This window comes from bacterium (assembly GCA_037143175.1).
Taxonomy (GTDB): Bacteria; Verrucomicrobiota; Kiritimatiellia; order CAIKKV01; family CAITUY01; genus JAABPW01.
In genome coordinates, this window is record JBAWZF010000014.1 from 1 (window position 1) to 17,781 (window position 17,781).

General features: G+C 50.8%; 19 protein-coding genes. 11 read left to right on the forward strand and 8 right to left on the reverse strand.

The window, feature by feature from the left end; genetic code table 11:
• Window positions 1-553: 553 nt before the first annotated feature.
• On the reverse strand, window positions 554-1,420 hold the full coding sequence (locus WCI03_06645) for a class I SAM-dependent methyltransferase (protein ID MEI8139528.1): 867 nt from the start codon (window positions 1,418-1,420) through the stop codon (window positions 554-556).
• A gap of 110 nt (window positions 1,421-1,530) precedes the next feature.
• Between WCI03_06645 and feoB the strand changes: the two genes are divergently transcribed.
• The 4 genes from feoB to WCI03_06665 all read left to right on the forward strand — a co-directional run bounded on the left by feoB (window position 1,531) and on the right by WCI03_06665 (window position 5,905).
• Window positions 1,531-3,537 carry a ferrous iron transport protein B gene (gene feoB / locus WCI03_06650; protein ID MEI8139529.1) on the forward strand — a complete coding sequence of 669 codons (2,007 nt, stop codon included), beginning with the start codon at window positions 1,531-1,533 and terminating at the stop codon, window positions 3,535-3,537.
• Window positions 3,538-3,724: 187 nt separating this feature from the next.
• Complete coding sequence (locus WCI03_06655; protein ID MEI8139530.1) at window positions 3,725-4,348, forward strand: metal-dependent transcriptional regulator; 624 nt, start codon at window positions 3,725-3,727, stop codon at window positions 4,346-4,348.
• Window positions 4,349-4,395: 47 nt separating this feature from the next.
• A complete protein-coding gene (locus WCI03_06660; GenBank protein ID MEI8139531.1) occupies window positions 4,396-5,067 on the forward strand; it encodes a carbohydrate-binding family 9-like protein in 672 nt (223 codons plus the stop codon).
• Window positions 5,068-5,143: 76 nt separating this feature from the next.
• Window positions 5,144-5,905 (forward strand): hypothetical protein, encoded by a 762-nt coding sequence (locus tag WCI03_06665; GenBank protein ID MEI8139532.1) that lies wholly within the window; start codon window positions 5,144-5,146, stop codon window positions 5,903-5,905.
• Between the two features lie 6 nt (window positions 5,906-5,911).
• Here WCI03_06665 and WCI03_06670 read toward each other — a convergent pair whose 3' ends face one another.
• Genes WCI03_06670 through WCI03_06690 form a run of 5 tightly spaced genes read right to left on the reverse strand, consistent with a single transcriptional unit; the run spans window position 5,912 to window position 10,021 of the window.
• Complete coding sequence (locus WCI03_06670) at window positions 5,912-6,889, reverse strand: serine/threonine protein kinase (GenBank protein ID MEI8139533.1); 978 nt, start codon at window positions 6,887-6,889, stop codon at window positions 5,912-5,914.
• Between the two features lie 24 nt (window positions 6,890-6,913).
• On the reverse strand, window positions 6,914-8,302 hold the full coding sequence (argH, locus tag WCI03_06675; protein MEI8139534.1) for an argininosuccinate lyase: 1,389 nt from the start codon (window positions 8,300-8,302) through the stop codon (window positions 6,914-6,916).
• A gap of 40 nt (window positions 8,303-8,342) precedes the next feature.
• Window positions 8,343-8,960, reverse strand: a complete 618-nt coding sequence (locus WCI03_06680; protein ID MEI8139535.1) for a hypothetical protein — start codon at window positions 8,958-8,960, stop codon at window positions 8,343-8,345.
• A 9-nt stretch (window positions 8,961-8,969) separates the two neighbouring features.
• The gene (locus WCI03_06685; GenBank protein MEI8139536.1) at window positions 8,970-9,680 is read right to left on the reverse strand and encodes a hypothetical protein; all 711 of its coding nucleotides are present in this window, start codon (window positions 9,678-9,680) and stop codon (window positions 8,970-8,972) included.
• Between the two features lie 41 nt (window positions 9,681-9,721).
• Window positions 9,722-10,021 (reverse strand): FmdB family zinc ribbon protein, encoded by a 300-nt coding sequence (locus WCI03_06690; GenBank protein ID MEI8139537.1) that lies wholly within the window; start codon window positions 10,019-10,021, stop codon window positions 9,722-9,724.
• Window positions 10,022-10,152: 131 nt separating this feature from the next.
• On the opposite strand from WCI03_06690, the gene WCI03_06695 reads away from it, so the two are divergent.
• The gene (locus WCI03_06695) at window positions 10,153-10,392 is read left to right on the forward strand and encodes a hypothetical protein (protein ID MEI8139538.1); all 240 of its coding nucleotides are present in this window, start codon (window positions 10,153-10,155) and stop codon (window positions 10,390-10,392) included.
• Here the strand turns inward: WCI03_06695 and topA are convergent.
• Complete coding sequence (gene topA, locus WCI03_06700) at window positions 10,383-12,230, reverse strand: type I DNA topoisomerase (GenBank protein MEI8139539.1); 1,848 nt, start codon at window positions 12,228-12,230, stop codon at window positions 10,383-10,385. The two genes, WCI03_06695 and topA, sit on opposite strands and share 10 nt — an antisense overlap.
• 154 nt (window positions 12,231-12,384) lie before the next feature.
• Here topA and guaB point away from each other — a divergent pair, with 154 nt between their 5' ends.
• The 6 genes from guaB to WCI03_06730 all read left to right on the forward strand — a co-directional run bounded on the left by guaB (window position 12,385) and on the right by WCI03_06730 (window position 16,937).
• Window positions 12,385-13,878: an IMP dehydrogenase gene (gene guaB / locus WCI03_06705; GenBank protein MEI8139540.1), complete on the forward strand. Its 1,494-nt coding sequence runs from the start codon at window positions 12,385-12,387 to the stop codon at window positions 13,876-13,878.
• 16 nt (window positions 13,879-13,894) lie between these two features.
• On the forward strand, window positions 13,895-14,647 hold the full coding sequence (locus WCI03_06710; protein ID MEI8139541.1) for a polyprenol monophosphomannose synthase: 753 nt from the start codon (window positions 13,895-13,897) through the stop codon (window positions 14,645-14,647).
• Window positions 14,644-15,564 carry a decaprenyl-phosphate phosphoribosyltransferase gene (locus tag WCI03_06715; GenBank protein ID MEI8139542.1) on the forward strand — a complete coding sequence of 307 codons (921 nt, stop codon included), beginning with the start codon at window positions 14,644-14,646 and terminating at the stop codon, window positions 15,562-15,564. The genes WCI03_06710 and WCI03_06715 overlap by 4 nt, the downstream gene beginning before the upstream one ends.
• 72 nt (window positions 15,565-15,636) lie before the next feature.
• Window positions 15,637-15,990, forward strand: coding sequence for a hypothetical protein (locus WCI03_06720; protein ID MEI8139543.1), 354 nt, complete (start codon window positions 15,637-15,639; stop codon window positions 15,988-15,990).
• 8 nt (window positions 15,991-15,998) lie between these two features.
• Window positions 15,999-16,649: a tRNA (guanosine(46)-N7)-methyltransferase TrmB gene (gene trmB, locus WCI03_06725; protein MEI8139544.1), complete on the forward strand. Its 651-nt coding sequence runs from the start codon at window positions 15,999-16,001 to the stop codon at window positions 16,647-16,649.
• A gap of 51 nt (window positions 16,650-16,700) precedes the next feature.
• Window positions 16,701-16,937, forward strand: a complete 237-nt coding sequence (locus tag WCI03_06730; protein ID MEI8139545.1) for a hypothetical protein — start codon at window positions 16,701-16,703, stop codon at window positions 16,935-16,937.
• Here WCI03_06730 and panC read toward each other — a convergent pair whose 3' ends face one another.
• A complete protein-coding gene (gene panC, locus WCI03_06735; protein MEI8139546.1) occupies window positions 16,938-17,780 on the reverse strand; it encodes a pantoate--beta-alanine ligase in 843 nt (280 codons plus the stop codon).
• Window position 17,781: the final 1 nt, after the last annotated feature.

The window sequence follows — 17,781 nt, forward strand, 5'->3', positions numbered from 1 at the left end:
TTCTCAATGTATTTCTCTAGATCATCCATGGCTTTACCTCCGTCTTATGTGATCGGCTTTACGTTCCTCCGCCAGCCGAATCTCGGCGGGCGGTGGTTGACCAATTTCTTGAAATAGTTGGCCGGCACACGATCCAAATCCCGAACCACGCGCAGCACCCAGGCAATCTTTTGGACAGTTTTGTCCGGCAGATCGTCAAGGTGCTCTTGAACGGGACAACGCCCTGTTGAAGTGGTGTAGAACTTGATTTCTCTTATAAGCAGAAGTTACCATATATGTGAACATGATCAATCATCTTTTTGATGACTTTTGCGAAACGAATACGGAACTTTAATTGCAATAAATCAAACAATGCAATCGGCTTAAGATGAAATGAATAATTTGAAAAGAATATTTCACGCGGAACCGCGAAGGCGCAAAAGGGATTTTTTAAAAAAGCTTTCTTTTCGCGGACTTCGCGGCTTCGCATGATGAAATCTAATTCGGCATGAATTAAGGAAAATGACAGGCATAAGGGCCAGATTGTCTGCAGGGATGGGGCAGAATCTACTGATTATTGCCCTGCCTCCCATCGGGCAAAGAACCCGGTTGGCAGCACCCGTTTACAGGCCGGATTTTTCATGACCATCGTTCCGGCATCGATCTTGCCGCCGAATCGATCAAGCCATGGAACCAGCAGATTCTTCATCAACGGCGGGGAAAATCCCAATGTATGGCAGGTGAACAGGACGAAACGCGGACGATCCGACATCAGGGGCAGAAGGAGATCAAGTAAAGGCATCAGGTGTTCTTCCAGAATCCATTTCTCGCCCCCAGGCCCTTTTCCATAACTCGGAGGATCAAAAATAATGGCGTCATATTTCCTCTCTCGCCGCCCTTCCCTCGCCACAAACTTTGTCACATCATCAGTTATCCACCGGATAGGAGCAGCCTTGAGCCCGCTGGCATCGGCATTCCGCCTCGCCCAGTCATTGATATCCTGGACCGCATCCACATGGCACACCTCTGCCCCGGCCCGCGCCGCCTGAAGCGTCATCGCACCGGTATAAGCAAACAGATGAAGTACCCGGCACTGTGAGGGATCCGTCTTGACCTGCTCTGCCACCCAATCCCAGTGGCAGGTATGCTCCGGGAAAAGGCCCATATGCCCGAACCCCGTCGGTTTAATCATGAATGACAGATCATCCCACTTGAGCGGCCACTGTGGTGGCGGCGGGCGGGTAAACGACCAATCCCCTCCCCCCGTAGTACTGCGATGGTAGACCCCGACGGCGTTTTTCCAAAGCTCAGGCCGCTCGGGATGCCATAACGCCACCGGCGACGGACGGTTGAATACATACGACCCAAACCGCTCTAATCGTGCACCATTCCCCGCATCCAAAAATTCATAATCCGAAGTTGTTCGTGCCGCCAGTTCCATAAACCGCCTTATGCTGAGTTAAAAATGAATGACATCCGCCTGCGACAACAATTAACCCTATTTGCGCTGGCAAGCAAATCACCTCACTGGTAATATCCGAACCTTTACCAATGAACAAGAACACTTTTTTAAAACTGATCGGCGCGGTTAACGCAAATGAATCCGGGGTTGAGCCCAAAGCCAATGCTCCCCTCGTCCTTCTGGTGGGGAACCCGAATGTTGGAAAAAGCGCCTTATTCAACAAACTTACGGGTCAATATGTGACCGTGTCCAATTATCCCGGCACCACCGTTGAAGTGTCCCATGGACATTGCAAGGAATTAGGCCTTGAAAGTGAAATTGTGGATACCCCCGGCATGTACAGCCTGTTACCCATTACCGACGAGGAACGGGTCGCCAGTGACATCCTCTTTTCCCCGCGGGTTTCAGTCGTGGCCCATGTTGTTGATGCAAAGAACCTTGATCGTATGCTCGGGCTCACCCTCCAACTAATCGAGACCGGGCGGCCGGTGGTCCTCGTGCTGAACATGATGGATGAAGCACGCACCCTTGGAATTACCATTGACCATGCCAAACTCGCAGAGCGGCTCGGCATACCCATCATCCCCACCGTATCACTCACCGGAGAAGGCATCAGCAAACTCATTGCCCAACTCAAGACCCCGCCCCCCCTCTCCATGATTAGAACCGAATGTGGCACCATCATTGAGCAGGCCATTATTTCGATCTCCAAACTCGTGTCTCCGGCCAGTGCAATCTCGCCCCGGACACGTGCCACACTGCTTCTACAGAGCGATCTAAGGGAGCAGGAACGACTAGTCAAAGAAGTCGGCGAGAAAACGGCCTCAACTATTCTCGAAATCGTGGCATCAACCAAAGCTAAACTGAATCACTCTCCGCATTATTACGTCACGCTTTCCCTGCGGACACACACGGGCCAAATTCTAGAAGGCTGTGTCGTCATGCCCAACCTGGCCCCCACCCACATGCGAAACTTTCTCAACCTTCTCTGTACCCAGCCTCTCACTGGCTACCCATTGGTCTTTATCGTCCTCTATTTCGGACTTTACCAGTTTGTCGGCCAGTTCGGAGCCGGCACCTGTGTGAATTTTCTAGAGAACAGTGTCTTTCGGTCCCACCTCATTCCATGGGTTATCCGTATTGTAGACGCGACCCATCCCTGGGCCCCTGTCCGCGATTTGCTGGTGGGTGAATATGGCATCCTGACATTAGGTTTTCGCTATGCCATTGCTATTATTTTTCCGATTGTCGGCTCCTTTTTCCTTTTCTTCGCCACGCTCGAGGATAGCGGCTATCTTCCGCGTCTAGCCCTGCTGGTGGACCGGGGGTTCAAGCGCATAGGCCTTAATGGCAGGGCGGTAATCCCCATGGTGCTCGGGTTTGGATGCGACACCATGGCTACTCTGGTCACCCGGACTCTTGAATCCACCCGCGAGCGACTGATCTGCACAATCCTGCTGGCACTGGCCATTCCCTGCTCTGCCCAGCTAGGCGTCATTATCGGATTACTATCCGGCCAGGGAGCCGCACTGGCCATCTGGGCCTTTGTCGTCACCGTCGTGATGCTCCTGACTGGCTGGCTGGCAGCCAAGTTGCTTCCCGGCGATCAGCCAATGTTTTACATGGAGCTCCCACCCCTGCGCCTCCCCACCATCGGGAACGTCCTGATCAAAACCTATTCCCGCATGGTCTGGTACTTCCGCGAAATTCTCCCGATGTTCATCACTGCCAGTGTATTGATCTGGATCGGCCAGATTACCGGCCTGTTCCAGCTCTTGATTAAAAACATAACCCCCCTCATCCGGGCACTGGGGCTTCCTGATGAGTCTGCTGTCGCCTTCCTATTCGGGTTCTTCCGGCGTGACTACGGGGCAGCCGGTCTCTATGACCTTCAAAAAACGGGCGTAATGACAGCCCATCAACTTACCGTGGCGGCCATTACCCTGACCCTGTTTCTCCCCTGTATCGCGCAATTCCTCGTCATGCAAAAGGAACGAGGCACCAAGGTGACCTTATGGATTTCGTTCGGGGTGCTGATCACCGCGTTTTCGGTCGGCTATCTGACCCACATCGTATTAACCTGGATGCATTTTTAATGAAATGTTCATATTGCCAACGCGAGTTTAATGATGAACAGGCAAAGGACGCCTGTCAGAGCTGTCCCTCAGGGGGCGGTTGCCATATGGTAAAGTGTCCGTATTGCGGCTATGAGTCACCTCGAGAACCGGGATTGATAAAAAAGATCAGGGCCCTCTTTAAAACGAATAGCAGGGAGAAGAAATCATGAATGACCCCCGGATTGAAGAAGTACTTGAGGATCTTTATCTTCAGCAAGAACAGCACACACGCCCACCCCGTCCAGCCACTGACGAAACACTGCAAGCCGCCTTAAAGGCAGGCCTGATCACCCTGACCGCTGGCAAACCCGCCCTTACAGAAAACGGATTACAAGAAGGCCGGGATGTAGTTCGTCGCCATCGACTGGCCGAATGCCTACTCAAAGACGTGTTTCAAGTCACCGGAGAAGAGGCCGAGGAAGATGCCTGCCAGTTCGAACATATTTTAAGACCCGGACTGGAGGACAAAATCTGTACTCTCCTTGGCCATCCTCTCACCTGCCCTGATGGTCACCCGATTCCACGCGGGAACTGCTGCCGGAAAGCGGAGCAGGATCACGTCCAAGAGGTCGGACCGCTTTGCGATGGCCGCGCCGGACAGCGGGGAGTTGTGGCCTACCTGAGCACCCGTGACAACCGCGAAATCCAAAAACTGATGGCCATGGGCATCCTGCCTGGATCAGACATTTGCCTGATCCGCCTCTTCCCGTCCTATATCTTCGAAATCGGACAAAGCCAATTTACGGTTGATCGCTCACTCGCGGAGAAAATTTTCGTGCACTGGCAATAATTGATCAGGAATACAGAAACCAGGATTCATAATAGAGGAAGCAGCTCATGGCATATACTATACACAAAACCGTTCACCCCCCGTCAATGTCCGGTAATTGGAATGATCCCGTTTGGAATCAGTCAGAAACGTTAAAAATAGCAGCCTTCCACACGAGAAGTTCAGCGCACAAACCTAGGGTCCAGGCCCGGCTCCTTTACGACACCAAGAACATTTACGTCCACTTCAAGGTTGCGGATCAATACGTTCGGAGTGTGACAACCCAACCGCAGGGATCGGTTTGTCAGGACAGCTGCGTTGAGTTCTTTTTTAAGCCAAAACCAGATCTGGGCTATTTGAACGTTGAAGCCAACTGTGGTGGCACATTTTTATGTTCCTACATTGAAGATCATCGCCGCGTGCCAGGTGGTTTTGCAAAATACACTCCAATCGACCTGAACTGGCTATCTCAGATCCACTGCCATCACACTCTGCCGGAAGTCGTGGAGCCCGAGATAACAGTGCCGCGCGAATGGCAACTGGAATATACCCTTCCCATCGAACTGATTGAAGCCTATACTGGGCCACTGGGAGACATTGCAGGGCAAACCTGGCAGGCGAATTTCTACAAATGTGGTGACAAAACCTCCCATCCCCATTGGGGGGCATGGGCTCCAATCGGCGAAGAGTTGAACTTTCATCAACCCGAAAAGTTTGCGCCCATTCACTTTCAAGCGTAACGGCTTAAAAATTAATTATTCCAAGGGCAAAAAACACCTTGAAACCTTACCCCACGAATCGCTAGTATCCCCATCTATGAAAACCTACGCATACATTCTTACCGTTTTGGCTGCGGCCATGGTTAGCACCTATACGTTCGCCTCCGGAGCAGATTCTTCTGCTTATCAAGGCGCTCTCTTCAACGGCGATTCAACGAAATTTTATGATGCCGTGCATAGCGGGGGCCCCCGGCTCATCAGCGTTGGGGCCAGTGTGCAACAACAAAAGCGCGGCTTGGAATATAGCAGCGGGATGGCTGGTAGCGAACTGGAAGTCAATCACATGGCGGCCATCCTTGGTCTAGATGTAACCCAATGGCTGACAGTCTATGGAGGGGTAGGCGGTGCTGACGTGACTCTCGGCAACCAGAATCTGGGCAGCGATAACAGCGATTACAATGCTGAATGGCAAGTGGGTGGTCAGGTCCGCATGATGGATTTCATGGTGCTGGAACCTTGGAACGACATTGACCAATATTGGGTCGGTCTTGATCTGAATTCTTATTTCCGTAATACCACGGTTGACTCCAGGGGCGCGTCCGATAATTTGTCGGAAATTTTCACCTCATTGACCATGAGCTTCTACTCAAAGCCCGAAAAACCCGGCGCTTGGGATCGCATAGGGTTCTACATTGGTCCGGCCTTCTCTTCTCTTGATTTCGGCGATCAATCTGAGAGTCAATTGTTTGGGCTTATCGGGGGGCTACAAATTAACCCCTCCGCTAACATCGGCATCAAATTGGAACTTCAAGAGTTCGACAAACTGGGAATGGGCGCGAGTGTTGCATTTCATTTCTGATAACGCTCAGTCTATTCCCGCTTCAATTTCCTGACGTTGTTTTTCCAACTCGGCAATTTCCTGACGCCAGAATGCCTGACTGCCCCAGTCAGGCGATAAACGTGCGAATCCCCCATCCGCCTTCTGCCTGGCACACCAGGCAGTAAAATGGATAAAATGCATGGCTCTCAAGGGTTCAATCAGTTTTAAGGTATCATACGGAAACTCGCGAAAGGTCTCATACCCTTCAAGAAGAAGATCCAACTCCCCACGTGCCCGTGGAAGGCGGTCAGGTAAAATCATCCAGAGATCCTGAACCGCAGGGCCAACGGCCATATCGTCAAAATCCAGCAGGTGATAGCCCTCCCCGGGGCGAAACAAGATATTACCACGGTGGCAATCCGCATGGAGCCGCAAGGTTTCCACCCCCTCAAATAGCGGACTGATATCCTTTACCAGAACGATCACACACTCTTCATAGGCACGCCGATACTGGGGTGATAGCGTGCCCGAGCGCAAAATAAAGTCGAGATGTGCCAGGGTGGAATGTTGCGGGTGAAGTTGGATTCGATCTTTGGGGAATCGACTACTCCCGACTACGTGCATTCTCCCAATCAGACGACCCAGCTGAATCCAGTCCTCCGTGGTGGGTTCATCCAAAGGGCGCCCACCCCGTTTCGGGAAGATCGCAAACCAGGTATCCCCGATTTTATGGAGCAATTGTCCATCCGCCCCGGGAATCGGCGGGACTACTGGTAACTCGGAGTCAGTGAGTTCCTTTAAAAAATCCAATTCATCCTGCAATGCCTCGAAACTCCAGCGCCCTGGCCGATAGAATTTTACAATCAGACACCCCCCGGCATCCAACCCCACCTCATACACGCGATTGATATAACTGTTAAGCGGACGGCACAGGTTACTGCATCGAATCTGATTTGCCTCCTCCACAGCATTAATCACAACGTCAGGAGTCAAATGGCTAAAATCAGGAATTTCAAGTGACATAATAAAGCATTCGGTACTGTAACGTCAGACGATGGGATATTTAATCCCCATCAGTTTCGAGGCCATCCGGCAATGGTCAGCCCACTCTGCCTGTTTCCACTCATGACCAGCTTTGATCCGGGATTCATACCACCCGAAATCCAAGCCCATCGGAGCTCCGAGATGAGTCTTCTTCCGCACCGACTCTACAGCATCCATGGTCTCAAGCTCGCCCAGATTGGCTTTGATATAATGGTAGGCGTCACGGAAAGGCATACCCTGTCCAACTAATTCCAAGGCGCGATCGGTGGCGAATACACCTGACGAAAAGCCATGTAATAAGGCTTCTCGATTTACCTCCATACGCTCAATCATTGGCGGCAAAATGGCCAAACACCCGCGCGTCATGGAAAGCCCTTCCATAAATGGGCCCTTGGTTTCCTGTAAATCACGATTATACCCACTCGGCAAGCCTCGGGCGATGTCCAAAACCGCCATTTCGCAGGACATTACTCTCGCCACACGGGCACGAACCAATTCGACGACATCAGGGTTATTCTTTTGAGGCATAATGCTACTCCCCGTGCCATATTCAACTGGCAGTGTAAAATAGCCAAACTCCGGCATTGTGTACAGCATCAGATCTTGGGCCATCCTTGAGAGCGAAAGCATGACTTGCACCATCGCCTGGAGGATCAGCGATTCAATCTTGCCACGGGCATTATTCGCATAGAGCACGTTGTGTACAGGGCGACTAAAACCCAGTAATTGGGATGTCAGCGCACGGTCAATCGGGAGAGGGACACCATAGCTTGCTGCTGAGCCAAGCGGGCATTGGTCGTTCAGCTCATAAACCCCCATCAAAAGAGACACATCATCCAGCAAACTTTCAGCATGGGCTGAAGCCCACAAACCTACGGAACTCGGCATGGCGGGCTGCATATGGGTTCGCCCCACCATCGGCACCTCCACATGCCGCTGGGCAAATTTCACCAGTGTCCCGGCTAATGTTAAAACTTCCCCCACAATCTCAATCAGTTGCTCACGGGCGAATAGGCGCAAATCCAAAGCCACCTGATCATTCCGACTACGCCCTGTATGGATTTTCTTGCCCAGATCGCCTAATTTCGCAGTCAGAATTCTTTCTACGGCGAGATGCACGTCCTGATCATCCATAGAAATGAAAAACTGTCCGGATGCAGCACGCTGCATGATGGCCTTGAGTTCGCGTATCACCGAACGTCGCTCGGAATCCGTAATGATTTTGGGCCGCACCGGCATACGGGAAAGCATCGTGGCATGGGCGGCAGACCCAATGCAGTCGGCCTGCACTAAGGCTAAATCCAACTGAAGGTCGCTTCCCGCCGTAAAATCCAAAACAGAAGAATCGATTGCGCCAACGGTCGTTTTGCGTGTTGTATTACGAGATACCATATAATGTCCTTCCCTTACTCTCTATTTTACCTTTGCAGGATTAAGGCTTTCCAAATTTTTTATCCGCTTCATCAATATAGGATTCTATACGGCATTTCTCAAGTCCGGGAATCAGATCATTCCCGACAGACTCCGTGCTGTTCAGCCGATCATCCTTGCCCATTGTTTGCTCATATTCATCAAGATAAACTTTGCGTTCTAGCGTTTGCCGGGCCAGCTCTTTAAGGGCTTCTTCTGCCCGCCTGAGCCGTTGCTTTAAGACCACCCCCCATGCACCGCGTACCACGCCCTCATAAAACAAAACATATTTTCTCCCGACCTCCACAAACTCGGGCGCCGTACCGAGCGTCAGCCGTTGAATCCTACCCATTTTGACGACGGCTAAAGTGGATATTTCCGGATGCTTTTTTCGCATGGAAATAATCTCCAGCGGACTCACTTCCAGCATTTCCGCATTGTCCTGGGGGGATGCCGGAATTTGGAGCCAAATTTCACCTCGTAACCGGTCAATCATTTCAAGAGTTACTGCCCCAAATTCCCGCACTAAATCGCTGGATAATACCGTGCGACCAAAGGCATGGGACACCGGAGCAGCGACCACGTCTCGAGGGAAAAAAGAAAGAAAGGAAACAATAATGACCGGAATGAAACGTCCCATGCCGGTCATTTATTTCCCCACCGGCGTCAACGTCAAATCAGCCTGCCGTTCCTCGATGGCGACCGTCTGGAGCGCGTCGATTAATCGTTTTTCAGCCAGGATGTCCGGCAACAGTGTGGCAAAGAAATCAGTGGATAAGACCTGGGCTTTCCCCACTAGCGGCAAATGCCCGACCCGTCCTTTTCCCGGCATAAAAACTCCACCTTGAAAACTTCCTTGCAACGTGAACGAAACCGGGATTTTGATTTTAGCCAGAAAGGCGAGATTGGTAGGAGGCGACCAATCCAGGGCGGCATAAAGATCGAACGAGCCGGGTTTGAGGTCAATGGTAAAGGCATTAAGGTGCTTCACCTTGGCGCGTGCAGCCAAAAATCCATTCAACTCCCCCTCCTGAAAATCAAGCGTCATCGGCTTATTGTAGGAGAGCGCCCTCAAAATGGCGGCTATCTTGATCGGGACCTGCCGGGAGCCCACCGCCTCGGTGTAGACAGGCACCGGCTTGGCTGACCACAGTGCCAAACCAATGATCACGGAGACCGTCACAATCACCACCACTGAAATTCCCCAGCGGATCCACATCCCGAAATTAAATTCACGGCGTTCCTCAAGTTCATTCATCGAGGTATCGCGCAAATCAAGTTTCTGACCGCATTGGGCACAAAATACACGGCCAAGGTCATTTCGGAACCCACAGGTTTTACACTCAATTTTAATCGCCATGCAAATCCTCCAGACAGATTATTGATAACGCCTAGGGGCGATTATTTCTTGTCGCTTGTAGAGCTGGGTTTTGACCCGGAGTCAGGCTTTGCCACGGGAGCCGCCTTAGTGCTGGATTCAGTCTTCACACCAGAGTCAGCCTTCGCACCACTAGTGTAGTTAGAACTCCGGTAATCAGTTTGATAGAAACCCGTTCCCTTAAAAATAATCCCGGCTCCGGATCCCATCAAGCGCTTAACAGTCCCCTTACAAGTGGGACAACGCTTCAGCTTTTCGTCTTTGATGCTCTGAAAAAGCTCAAAAACACCACACTTCTTACACTCATACTCATATGTCGGCATTGCGCTACACTCCTCACCCAAACATTACTGAAATGACTCCTGTTTATATCGCCCAAAGCCGGGACTGTCAATTTCCGCCTAATATGCTAGATTCGCACAAAGAGCTGAATACCTTAAAATAGCAGATAAATATGGATACTGAAAAAAAACTCGATTTAGGCGAACAACCTCTGGCTCAGATTATGACAGAATGCGACCTTAAGCGGCATGATCTCGTTGCTCATTCAACAGAACAAATCACATTCAAAATGGTGTCGCGAGCCTGCAAGGGGCGCAGATTGACGTCCAACGTCAAACTTAAAATTTTAAACGCACTGAATAAAGCCTCTAGCAGGCAATTTCTCATGAAAGATCTCTTCAATTACCGGTAGGCGGAACCCGCTGGGGGTGCCTCCGCAACTGCGGGCGCCTGTTTCGAGACCATCTCCGAAATCCATAAGGATAAGTTCCTGCCGCTCTTAAGCGTATCTTCGGGTATCGCGAGCCCATGCTTGGCAGCAAGATGAGCCGCATATTTGAGTTGGGCCTCGCTGGGCCCGCCTGCCTCCCCACGTATCGGTGGAAGCGCAAAGCCCATTTTATTATGGACCCCTTTGCAAAACCGTTGCCAGGTTTCCTGATTTTCGACCACACGATCCAGAAAAGCTTCCATCCGGCTGGTCAATTCATAATCAATCACCCAAGGATGCTTCAGCCGCAGATAATCGATCAGCGCTTCACCTGACGGCAAAGGCAGGACTTTCCCCTTCTCCTCTTTCACATACCCCCGGTCGGAAATATTTTTGGTGATGGCAGCGTAGGTTGACGGCCGCCCAATACCTAATCGTTCAAGCTCCTTGACCAGAGAGCCCAGCGTAAATCGGCCCGGTGGCTTGGTCTTCTTCTCCTCCAGACTCTGCTGCTCCTTTTTGACCTGCTCGCCCACGGTTAAAGCGGGAAGCGTCTGGATTTTATCTTCAGCACTCTTGCCGTCCTTTTCCTCATCCGCCTCAATATAGACCTTGAGAAAGCCATCAAACTTCATAACCCGTCCGGTCGCCTTGAATTTTTCGCCCACCACATCGAAAAGCAGGAGCGTGGAATCATAACGTGCAGGCGCCATCTGACTCGCGATCGCCCGCCTAAAAATCAACTCATAAAGGCGGGCATGGTCAGTCGACAATTGTTCCTTGGCAATGCGGGCATCGATTTCGGCGACACCATGCATATGGGTGGGCCGAATCCCTTCATGGGCTTCTGCCTGGGAATTTTTCGATTTGTACTGGTTGGGTTTAGCAGGGAGATACACGGCACCGACAGAATGTTCCAGGAACTTCCGGATTTCTGCAATAAAGGCCTCGTCCATCCTGACGGAATCAGTACGATGGTAGGTAATCAATCCATGGTCAAATAAGGCCTGGGCCAGTTTCATCGTCAGTTCGGGCGTATATTTCAGACGAGTAGCTGCCGCTGCCTGCAAGTCGACGGTTGTAAAGGGTGGCTTCGCAGTCTGCCGGGTCTCTTTCTGTTCCACTTTTTCAGACACCGCATGAGATGCACCAGCAATCAGTGTGATAAGCGCATCCGCCTCAGACTGCACCACAAATTTACCTTTAACATGATACGCCAGGAAAATGGTCCCCTCTTTACTGAGCTGAATATTTAATAACCAATACGGGGATGAGGCAAAGTTCCGGATCTCCCGCTCCCGATCGACTACCAGGCGAACCGCAGGGGACTGAACCCGCCCCACACTGTACTTATTGCGCAGACTTCTGCTCGCTATAGGAGACAGGATGTACCCTACCAGGCGATCGCCTATTCGACGTCCCAGAAACGCATGGTACAGCCCTGCATTTGTTTGTTCGAATGGAACCGCTTTCGCAAGGGACCCTTTGAGGCCCTTCTCGGTAACCTCGAAAATTTCCATTCGAAGACAAGCCTTGGCCACAGACTTGACCTCTTCATAAATGTGACAACTGATGGCATAACCTTCCCGGTCCGGGTCACCCGCCAGCATGACCGTCTCCCCTTTCGCCGCCCGACGCAACTCTTCAGGAAGATGCTTCTTTTTTTCATGATAGACGAACGTCGGCTCATACGTCTTCAAATCTACCCCAATACTGGAGTCTGGGAGATCTTTGAAATGCCCTACGGTTGACAGGGTCTTCACTCCGAGAATGGATTGTATTTTTCTTGCCTTGGTTGGCGACTCAACAATGATCAGCATACGTGGACATACGGTGCCCGAAGAACTAAAAAAATGCAACTAGTGAATCCTTCGTGAATCCTTCGAATTTAATACCGAAATCACTTGACGCTTATACGCTATAAATACATAATCAAGCGGCAACACATTCAACTGAACGCACGGAGATTACCGCATGAGCTTGAATACTTTTGTACAATCATTTATGGAGAAGTTTCCTCAGGAAGGCCTGACTTTTGATGACGTCTCCCTGATCACCCAGTATGCGGATTTTCTTCCTGAACAAGCAGACATCCGCAGCCAGCTGACGAGAAATATTACGCTTAACATGCCCTTCGCCAGTGCCGCAATGGATACCGTTACGGAAAGCCCTATGGCCATCGCGATGGCGCTTATGGGTGGCATCGGGATCATCCACAAAAATCTGTCTCCCAAACGGCAGGCCGATCACGTGGCTCGTGTTAAACATTACCTGAACGGCTTAATTCGAGCCCCGATCGTGTTCCGCGCCACCGATACCTTGGAAACCGTTCATAAGACCAAGGAACAAAAGGGCTTTACCTTCAGTGGCTTCCCTATTCTTGATGAAAATGACCGGGTAGTAGGCATATTGACCGCCGCAGATATCAAATTTGCCAGTGACATTACGGCCCCTGTAACCGATGTGATGACAGCCAATGTCATCTCCGCCCCCTCGGAAACGACCCTTCAAGATGCTTACCGCCTGATGAAAAAACACCGGATCGGCAAATTACCGCTGGTGGATAAAGATGGCAAATTGGCGGGACTTTACAGTTTTTGTGATGTTCGAACCCTTGTTGAAAACGTTGAACCGCTCTACAATAGGGATTCACGTTATCGGTTACGCGTTGGGGCCGCCATCGGACCCAACGATCAGGAACGTGTCGCCATTCTGGCAAAGGCCGAAATTGACGTCGTTGTTGTCGATACCGCACACGGCCATACAAAAGGCGTCATTGAAATGGTTAAATGGGTCAAACAGCATCACCCAAACATTGATGTCGTTGCCGGAAACATCGCGACCGGGGAAGCCGCCACTGCCCTTCTTGAGGCAGGAGCTGATGCCGTAAAAGTTGGCATTGGCCCCGGCTCTATTTGTACGACCCGCGTGGTGGCCGGAGTCGGGATCCCCCAGATTTCAGCGATTTATGATTGTGCCAAGGCATTAAAAGGGGCCATCCCCATCATTGCCGATGGCGGCATACGTCACTCAGGGGATGTCCCTAAAGCTATTGTCGCTGGCGCGGATACCATTATGGCAGGATCGCTGTTTGCAGGTACCGATGAAAGCCCCGGCGAAAAAATCATTCATCAAGGCCGTCAATATGTAGTGTATAGAGGGATGGGAAGTTTGGCAGCCATGAGGGAAGGCTCCGCAAGTCGAGAACGGTATGGCCAAAGTAATATCCACGAAGCGGATCTGGTTCCTCAGGGAATTGAAGGAATCATCCCTTATTCAGGTTCTGTTCGCAAAGTGATGATTCAATATTGTGGCGGCCTGAAGGCTTCCATGGGATATTGCGGATGCCGTACGATCGATGAGTTTCAAAAACGAGGCCGATTTATCCGTGTTTCCATGGCGGGCGTCACTGAAGCGCATCCTCATGACGTGAAAATAATGAAGGAAGCCCCGAACTACCGGTCCTAAGCAAAAAGGAATGGCTATGCACAATGTCTTGATTATTATTCCGACATACGACGAGAAGGATAACGTCAGCCCCCTGTCAAAAGCCATCCTCGACATTGCTCCCACTGTTAACATCCTTTTTGTTGACGCCAATTCGCCCGACGGCACAGGCAAAATACTCGATGAATTGGCGGCAGCCGATCCACGTATCTCTGTCCTGCATCAGCCCGGAAAATCTGGTTTGGGGCGTGCCTATATCGAGGGATTTCAATGGGCACTCAAAAAGTCATATGAATTCATCTTTGAGATGGACGCTGATCACTCGCACAGTCCTCGTGAAATCCCGAATTTCTTAAAAGCGGCCAAAGAGGCGGATTTGGTCCTTGGCTCAAGATATATCCATGGAATTCGGATCACAAACTGGCCGCTCAGCAGACTCCTTCTTAGCATGGGGGGAGCACTGTATGTCCGCCTACTCACCGGTATGCCATTTAAAGATCCAACAGGCGGTTTCAAATGCTTTCGGCGGCGGGTATTGGAAGCCATTAATCTGGATAAGGTAAAATCCAATGGGTATTCTTTCCAAATTGAAATGACCCATGCGGCTTGGCTGGAGGGTTTCAGAGTCAAAGAAATTCCTATAACGTTTGAAGACCGACGGATGGGCTATTCCAAAATGAGCGGTGGTATTTTCCGTGAGGCCCTCACCATGGTCGGTCTGCTTTGGGTAAGAAGCGGGCTGCGCCGCTCCCCGAAACAGAAAACTCCGCCGCCCCCGAAACAAGCATGATGAATAGGCCACAGGATATTCTCCAGGCGCTTCGCCCGAATCAGTGGACCAAAAACATCGTCGTGTTAGCCGCCTTTTTTTTCGCGCTGGGAGACAGATCACTTTCAATCCCCCTATCCTCTTTCTATCCGGTATTACTGGCCACTGTATTTTTCTGTTTCGCCTCCAGCGGCATCTACATCATCAATGATATCAAGGATCTTGAGGCGGATCGTGTTCATCCAGTAAAAAAACATCGCGCCATTGCAGCCGGCCGCGTTTCCATCCCACTTATCACCTTTATTTCCTTTTTCCTGATGGGCGTGGCGCTTGCTGGCGCATTTTGGATATCCAGACCCTTCGCGCTCATTTTGAGCATTTATGTCAGCCTTCAGTTTATCTACACGTTCTGGCTCAAGGAAATTGCCCTCGTAGATGTATTCATTATTGCGCTTGGCTTTGTTTTACGGGCAGCAGGCGGCGGGCTGGCTATGCCCGTCCCCATTCCTATTTCACCCTGGCTTCTGCTGTGCGCCTTTCTTTTGGCCCTATTCCTGGCTCTATGCAAGCGACGCCATGAAAAGATTCTCATGGTAGGGGCGGCCGTCTCTCACCGTGCTAACCTTGAATTTTATGATACTAAACTACTGGATCAACTCATTGCCATTGTCGGCGCCACAACCATTGTCTCTTACGCCATTTACACACTCTCCACCGAAACTGTTCATAAATTCGGAACCCCCCTGCTGGCTGTCACCATTCCCTTCGTCATGTTCGGCATTTTCCGGTATCTTGACCTCGTCTATCGAAAAGAAGGCGGAGGACGCCCGGAGAAAACCCTGCTTACTGACATAATCCTGATTGTTGACCTTTGCCTTTTCAGTTTATGCCTCCTGGGAATCTTTGTTTACACCCGTCACTTCACTCCTCACTTGTAACTCAGAGGCTGATGTGGTTAGTTACCCTTTATTACAGGTCACCATACCCATAATGAATAAGGAGTTTCCGGCGTGAAAATTTCATTAAATCTAAACCAGAATGATTACAGCACCCCGGAGGCAACTCGTGAAAAAGCGATTGAGCGAGATGTGGAGGGGTGCAAAAAAAACGACTGGGAAGCCAAATCCCGTTTGATCCAGACTTTTATGCCGCTCCTCACATCTCTCGCTAAAAAACGCACACAGGAAACGGCCATCCTTAATCGATTCATTGAAGCAGGCAAAGAGGGGTTGACGGATGCCGCCAAGCATTTTCATTCATCCTCAAATACTAAATTCCAACTCTTCGCCCTGAATTATATCGAGCAGGCCATGAATCGGGTCAACCGCCCAGGCTTTTTTTCCAGAATTTTCGGACGAACCTGACCCATTATATGGTACGAGAACGCATTACTAATCGCATCTTCAACGATGCCTTTCTCATCCCTAAGCCTGAGCCAGAAGCCCAACTCCCCTTACAATCGTTTTACGGGTCGCTTCAACCCGTGGAGGTTGACATCGGCTGCGGCAGAGGCCGCTTTCTATTGGCCCGAGCCAATAGTTGTCCTCATCTTAATTTTTTAGGCATTGATCTGTCATTGCTCCGTCTCCGGAAAATTGACAGAAAAGCAGTGGCCAATGGTCTTACTAACATCCGGTTGGTAAATGGGGATGCCCTGCGCATATTGACGGCATTACCCCCGGAATCCATTAGCATATGTTACGTCTACTTCCCTGATCCTTGGCCCAAACGTCGCCATCATGTCCGCAGACTCGTCGCCCCCCCGCTCGTAGATGTCATCTCAAAAACGCTTGTTCCCAACGGAATAATCCACCTGTGCACCGATCATCATGATTATTTTTCAGCCATGCAGCAGGTCTGGCGAAGGGACCAACGCTATACCGAAATTGCGCCTTATATCCCGCCCCCTGAGGAAGAAACCGATTTCTGCCTGATTTTCAAGGATCAAGGGCTGGCCGCCCACCGTTGCTCTTTCCAAAAAAGAATCCCCTCCATTATTGACGCTAAGGCACACCTCGATTAGAGTTAAGCCATCAGGGAGAATACTCCCGTCCTGAGTATAAGGGGAAAGTTTATGAACAGCCGCAGTGGTTTATCTTTCGCAGATGTGTTGATCATTCTCGCGGTAGTATTACTTCTGGCCGCTCTTGCAGTGCCGAAATTCATTAAGGCCCCTGATTTTGGAACTGAGGAAGACGACCTTTTGACCAATGATACCGCTGAAGCTTCAATAACGGACTCGACCAATCGCACAGAACAAACCTTGTTGCGCAGGGAGCCCAAGGCACTGCCCGCACAACCGGCACAGTGATCATCCCAGGATAGTGTTATCGATCAGGCGCGTGCCACCGATTCGAACGGCCAATGCGGCCAGAACAGGTCGCTGGATTTCAGAGACGGGCTCGAGTGTCTCATTGTCCATAAAAACCACATAATCAATAAGGGCCTCAGGAACCTCTGATATCACGGCCATAACGGCCAACTTGACAGGCATGATCGAACGTTCCCCTGCCTGCACCAGTCTCTCGGCCGTGGCAAGTGCCCTCCGCAAACATAAGGCCCGCTTGCGATTAGCCGGAGAAAGGTATTTGTTACGAGAACTCATCGCCAACCCATCAGGCTCACGAATAATCGGCCCTACAATAATTTCCACAGGAATATTCAGATCCCGCACCATTCGCTGAATAACACGGCACTGTTGGGCATCTTTTTGTCCAAAAACAGCGACATCAGGCAAAGTAATGTTGAATAACTTTGCCACAACCGACGTCACCCCCCTGAAATGCCCCGAACGACTTGCACCGCAAAGCACATTGGACAGAGAGGTTTCTTCCACAAATACGCTATGGTCTGCAGCATACATTTCCTCAGGATTCGGGCAAAAAATCAGATCCACCCCCGCTCGCGTACATAATTCTCGATCCCGTTCAAAGTCGCGGGGATAACTGGCCAAATCTTCGCCGGGCAGAAATTGGATCGGGTTGACAAAAATGCTGACAATGACAACCTCAGCATGCGCTCGAGCCAGAGCCACCAAGGACAGATGCCCCTCGTGAAGATACCCCATGGTCGGCACCAGCCCGATCTTCCGGCCAGCCCGCTTCTCACCCAGGGCATGCTGTTGCATGGCCTTCACCGACGTCATGACCCGCATA

What these genes read in the sequence shown, in the direction of transcription:
- WCI03_06645 (MEI8139528.1), bottom strand. Translation starts at nt 1,420, where the DNA reads ATGGAACTGGCGGCACGAACAACTTCGGATTATGAATTTTTGGATGCG.
- feoB (MEI8139529.1), top strand. Translation starts at nt 1,531, where the DNA reads ATGAACAAGAACACTTTTTTAAAACTGATCGGCGCGGTTAACGCAAAT.
- WCI03_06655 (MEI8139530.1), top strand. Translation starts at nt 3,725, where the DNA reads ATGAATGACCCCCGGATTGAAGAAGTACTTGAGGATCTTTATCTTCAG.
- WCI03_06660 (MEI8139531.1), top strand. Translation starts at nt 4,396, where the DNA reads ATGGCATATACTATACACAAAACCGTTCACCCCCCGTCAATGTCCGGT.
- WCI03_06665 (MEI8139532.1), top strand. Translation starts at nt 5,144, where the DNA reads ATGAAAACCTACGCATACATTCTTACCGTTTTGGCTGCGGCCATGGTT.
- WCI03_06670 (MEI8139533.1), bottom strand. Translation starts at nt 6,889, where the DNA reads ATGTCACTTGAAATTCCTGATTTTAGCCATTTGACTCCTGACGTTGTG.
- argH (MEI8139534.1), bottom strand. Translation starts at nt 8,302, where the DNA reads ATGGTATCTCGTAATACAACACGCAAAACGACCGTTGGCGCAATCGAT.
- WCI03_06680 (MEI8139535.1), bottom strand. Translation starts at nt 8,960, where the DNA reads ATGGGACGTTTCATTCCGGTCATTATTGTTTCCTTTCTTTCTTTTTTC.
- WCI03_06685 (MEI8139536.1), bottom strand. Translation starts at nt 9,680, where the DNA reads ATGGCGATTAAAATTGAGTGTAAAACCTGTGGGTTCCGAAATGACCTT.
- WCI03_06690 (MEI8139537.1), bottom strand. Translation starts at nt 10,021, where the DNA reads ATGCCGACATATGAGTATGAGTGTAAGAAGTGTGGTGTTTTTGAGCTT.
- WCI03_06695 (MEI8139538.1), top strand. Translation starts at nt 10,153, where the DNA reads ATGGATACTGAAAAAAAACTCGATTTAGGCGAACAACCTCTGGCTCAG.
- topA (MEI8139539.1), bottom strand. Translation starts at nt 12,230, where the DNA reads ATGCTGATCATTGTTGAGTCGCCAACCAAGGCAAGAAAAATACAATCC.
- guaB (MEI8139540.1), top strand. Translation starts at nt 12,385, where the DNA reads ATGAGCTTGAATACTTTTGTACAATCATTTATGGAGAAGTTTCCTCAG.
- WCI03_06710 (MEI8139541.1), top strand. Translation starts at nt 13,895, where the DNA reads ATGCACAATGTCTTGATTATTATTCCGACATACGACGAGAAGGATAAC.
- WCI03_06715 (MEI8139542.1), top strand. Translation starts at nt 14,644, where the DNA reads ATGATGAATAGGCCACAGGATATTCTCCAGGCGCTTCGCCCGAATCAG.
- trmB (MEI8139544.1), top strand. Translation starts at nt 15,999, where the DNA reads ATGGTACGAGAACGCATTACTAATCGCATCTTCAACGATGCCTTTCTC.
- WCI03_06730 (MEI8139545.1), top strand. Translation starts at nt 16,701, where the DNA reads ATGAACAGCCGCAGTGGTTTATCTTTCGCAGATGTGTTGATCATTCTC.
- panC (MEI8139546.1), bottom strand. Translation starts at nt 17,780, where the DNA reads ATGCGGGTCATGACGTCGGTGAAGGCCATGCAACAGCATGCCCTGGGT.